We start from the raw sequence: 3,369 nt of genomic DNA on the forward strand, positions 1-3,369 counted from the left end.
CAAAGTGGCAAAGTGGCAAAGTGGCAAAGTGGCAAAGTGGCAAAGTGAACATCATGAAACGTGTGATATAAACTGTTCCTTCAGATCCCCCTTTAGCAAAGGGGGATCAAGGGGGATTTTACAACGGAACGTAAGAACAACATAGACGGAAGTCGTCAAGAATATTAATCAGGAAACACAGGAGGTAACTGACAGATGGCACGAATTACCGTAGAAGACGCCCTGGAACAGGCGGAAAACAGGTTCGCCCTGACCATTCTCGCCGCCCAGCGGGTGCGTCAGCTTTTCCGGGGGTCGAAGCCCATGGCCGAGAAAAAGGGCAACCGGGAGGTTGTAACGGCACTCAGGGAGATCGCCGAAGGGAAGGTCCGCTACGCTTACCCCGAGAATCTCAGGTTGATCGGGACCGCCGTAAAGCAGATCGAGGCGGTGGATGGTGATACCGACAGGGGTGAGGAAGATAGTGAATGACGGCGGCAGAGAACGACTGATCTTCGCTCTTGACGTGACCGATGACATGGCGGCCGCGATGAAATGGGTTGATCGCCTGAAAAACCACGTAGGGCTGTTCAAGATCGGCAAGGAAGCCTTTACCCGCTTCGGTCCGGCCGTTGTTCAGGCGGTACTGGAACGGGGCGGCAGGGTTTTTCTCGATCTGAAATATCATGATATACCCAATACGGTGGCCCGGGCGGCGGAGAATGCGGTCGCCCTCGATGTTTCCATGTTGAACGTGCACGCGGCGGGAGGAAGGCGGATGATGACGGAGGCAATGGAAGCTGTCCGGACACGGGCGGCCCGTCTCGACCGGCCCGTCCCCATCGTTCTCGCCGTTACGGTTCTAACCAGTCTTGACGATGATGATGTGGCCGAGGTGGGGTTCAGCCTTCCGGCGGGCGATCTTGCCGTTCGCCTGGCCGTCCTGGCCAGGGACGCCGGTCTGTCGGGTGTCGTGGCGTCACCCCGGGAAATCCTTCCCATCCGCGAGGCCTGCGGGGATTCATTCGTCATTGTCACTCCGGGGATCCGATATGATGCTTCCGGTGCTGATGACCAGAAGCGAACCCTTGCTCCGAAAGAGGCGGTACGGAGGGGGGCGGACTATATCGTAGTGGGAAGACCCATCAGAACGGCCCCGGATCCCCTGGCGGTTGCCGAGGCGATAGGGGAGGAGATCTCTGCAGGACTTGCCCTGAGAGAGTGACCTCTCACCGCCGACCTGGATATACGCATGGAGATGATCTACGGCATACATCCGGTACTGGAGACCCTGCGGAGAAGTGACGGCACTGTAGAACGTATCTTTATCGCACGCGGAAAAACAACTCCCGACATTGAACAGATACTCGCCATAGCGGCGCGACGGGCCATCCCCGTGGAACGATGCCGGCGGCCATATCTCGACGCCGTGACCGGTTCGACGTCGCATCAGGGGATCGCCTGCAGGGGAAAGGAATTTCAATATGCCCCGTTCGAGGATATGGTCGCCGCGGCGGCCGATGGGCACGGCCTGGTCCTGATCCTTGACGGTGTCACCGATCCTCACAACCTGGGCTCTCTGATCCGCACGGCCCATTGCTTCGGTGTTCACGGCATCGTCATCCCCGAAGACCGGGCTGCACCCGTCACACCCGCCGTCGTCAAGGCATCGGCCGGTGCCTCCCAGTACATACCGGTCACCCGTGTAGTCAACCTCGCCCGCGCGATAGACGCCATGAAGGAGTGGAATTTCTGGATCTACGGTGCCGATGCGCGAGGCGACACCGATATCCATGCACATGATTACGGAGGCAATGTGGGGCTCGTCCTGGGGAGCGAAGGGAAGGGGATACGGCACCTCGTAAGGAAGAAGTGTGACTTTCTGATCTCCATTCCCATGGCGGGTGCCTTTGATTCCCTGAACGTCGCAGTGGCAGGCGGGATCATTATTCACGAAATAGTCCGCAGAAGATCGGTTTTGTCCTGATTTTGTTTTACGACTTTTTACGAGGCCATCAAAAACTTGACGACTTCGGTGATAAATCTGCTATAATCAACATCGTTTCAAGCCTAAATATATGTAAGGGGGATCGGTTATGCCCATTTATCTGTGGGAAGGAGTCACCCGGAAGAACGAGGAAAGAAAGGGTGAGATAGAGGCTGACGATGAAAGTGCCGTCAGGATTCATCTCCGCCGGCAGGGCATTAAAACTACCACCATTCGGAAGAAACCACAGGACCTTCTGGAAAAGATTCCCTTCTTTCAGCAGAAGGTCAAGGAAAAGGATGTGGTCGTCTTTGCCCGTCAGTTCGCCACGATGATCAATGCTGGTCTTCCTATCATTCAGTGCCTCGATCTGCTGTCCCAGGAAGAACCCAACAAGACGTTCAAGAATATCATCACCACTGTCAAGGATGACATCGAAGGGGGAATATCGCTGACAGACGCGCTGAAAAAGTATCCCGATGTTTTTGACGAACTCTTTGTCAACCTTGTGGCGGCCGGTGAAGCCGGTGGTATTCTTGACGTGATCCTGAACCGGCTCTCGGCATACATGGAAAAGGCACTGAAACTGAAGGGGAAGGTCAAAAGCGCCATGACCTACCCTATTGCCACGCTGGTCATTGCCATTGCCGTCACCATCCTGCTGCTCTACAAGGTGGTTCCCGTCTTTGAAGAGATGTTCTCCAGCTTCGGGTCTGCCCTGCCCGCCCCTACACAGTTTCTCGTGGATGCGAGTCATTTCGTCAGTGCCAATATTCTGTATATTCTCGGGGGTATGGTTGCCATTGTTTACGCGTTTAGAAGATATTACAAAACGGAACGAGGAAGACTGCAGATCGATATGATGGTCCTCAAGTCGCCTGTTTTCGGTATTCTCATGAAGAAGGTCGCCGTCGCGAAATTTTCACGGACCCTGTCGACCATGATCAGCAGCGGTGTTCCCATCCTGGACGGGCTTGAGATCGTCAGTAAAACGGCCGGGAACAAGGTGGTGGAAAATGCGCTGATGGATACCCGAAAAAGCATCAGTGAGGGACGAACCATCGCCGAACCGCTGGCGGCGGCGGGTATCTTTCCCTCTATGGTCGTGTCCATGATCGGTGTGGGGGAGAATACCGGCGCACTTGACGCCATGCTTGCCAAGATAGCCGATTTTTATGACGATGAGGTGGACGCCGCTGTGGATGCCATGACGGCCCTGCTTGAGCCGTTCATGATGGTTTTCATCGGGGGCATGGTGGGAGGTATGATCATAGCGCTTTACCTGCCCATATTCTCCATGGCGGGGGCGATTGGATAATAAATGGTCGGGATGGCGCGATTCGAACGCGCGACCCCTGCGTCCCGAACGCAGTGCCCTACCAGACTGGGCCACATCCCGACAC

Annotated in this window: 4 protein-coding genes and 1 tRNA gene; 4 read left to right on the forward strand and 1 reads right to left on the reverse strand. The window is 55.6% G+C overall.

Translation table 11 applies throughout. The features are described from left to right. Positions 1 to 195 precede the first annotated feature (195 nt). The 4 genes from JXO48_09255 to JXO48_09270 all read left to right on the forward strand — a co-directional run bounded on the left by JXO48_09255 (position 196) and on the right by JXO48_09270 (position 3,284). Positions 196 to 471 carry a DNA-directed RNA polymerase subunit omega gene (locus JXO48_09255; protein MBN2284063.1) on the forward strand — a complete coding sequence of 92 codons (276 nt, stop codon included), beginning with the start codon at positions 196 to 198 and terminating at the stop codon, positions 469 to 471. Continuing rightward, positions 434 to 1,204, forward strand: coding sequence for an orotidine-5'-phosphate decarboxylase (gene pyrF / locus JXO48_09260; GenBank protein ID MBN2284064.1), 771 nt, complete (start codon positions 434 to 436; stop codon positions 1,202 to 1,204). The genes JXO48_09255 and pyrF overlap by 38 nt, the downstream gene beginning before the upstream one ends. 27 nt (positions 1,205 to 1,231) lie before the next feature. After that, the gene (rlmB, locus tag JXO48_09265; protein MBN2284065.1) at positions 1,232 to 1,966 is read left to right on the forward strand and encodes a 23S rRNA (guanosine(2251)-2'-O)-methyltransferase RlmB; all 735 of its coding nucleotides are present in this window, start codon (positions 1,232 to 1,234) and stop codon (positions 1,964 to 1,966) included. Between the two features lie 109 nt (positions 1,967 to 2,075). Then, on the forward strand, positions 2,076 to 3,284 hold the full coding sequence (locus JXO48_09270) for a type II secretion system F family protein (protein ID MBN2284066.1): 1,209 nt from the start codon (positions 2,076 to 2,078) through the stop codon (positions 3,282 to 3,284). A gap of 4 nt (positions 3,285 to 3,288) precedes the next feature. Here JXO48_09270 and JXO48_09275 read toward each other — a convergent pair. Continuing rightward, positions 3,289 to 3,365: transfer RNA gene (locus JXO48_09275), tRNA-Pro, on the reverse strand. Positions 3,366 to 3,369 lie beyond the last annotated feature (4 nt).

The sequence above is a fragment of the Deltaproteobacteria bacterium genome, assembly GCA_016933965.1.
Classification (GTDB): domain Bacteria; phylum Desulfobacterota; class Syntrophia; order Syntrophales; family UBA2210; genus JAFGTS01.

What these genes read in the sequence shown, in the direction of transcription:
- pyrF (MBN2284064.1), top strand. Translation starts at nt 434, where the DNA reads ATGGTGATACCGACAGGGGTGAGGAAGATAGTGAATGACGGCGGCAGA.
- JXO48_09270 (MBN2284066.1), top strand. Translation starts at nt 2,076, where the DNA reads ATGCCCATTTATCTGTGGGAAGGAGTCACCCGGAAGAACGAGGAAAGA.
- JXO48_09255 (MBN2284063.1), top strand. Translation starts at nt 196, where the DNA reads ATGGCACGAATTACCGTAGAAGACGCCCTGGAACAGGCGGAAAACAGG.
- rlmB (MBN2284065.1), top strand. Translation starts at nt 1,232, where the DNA reads ATGGAGATGATCTACGGCATACATCCGGTACTGGAGACCCTGCGGAGA.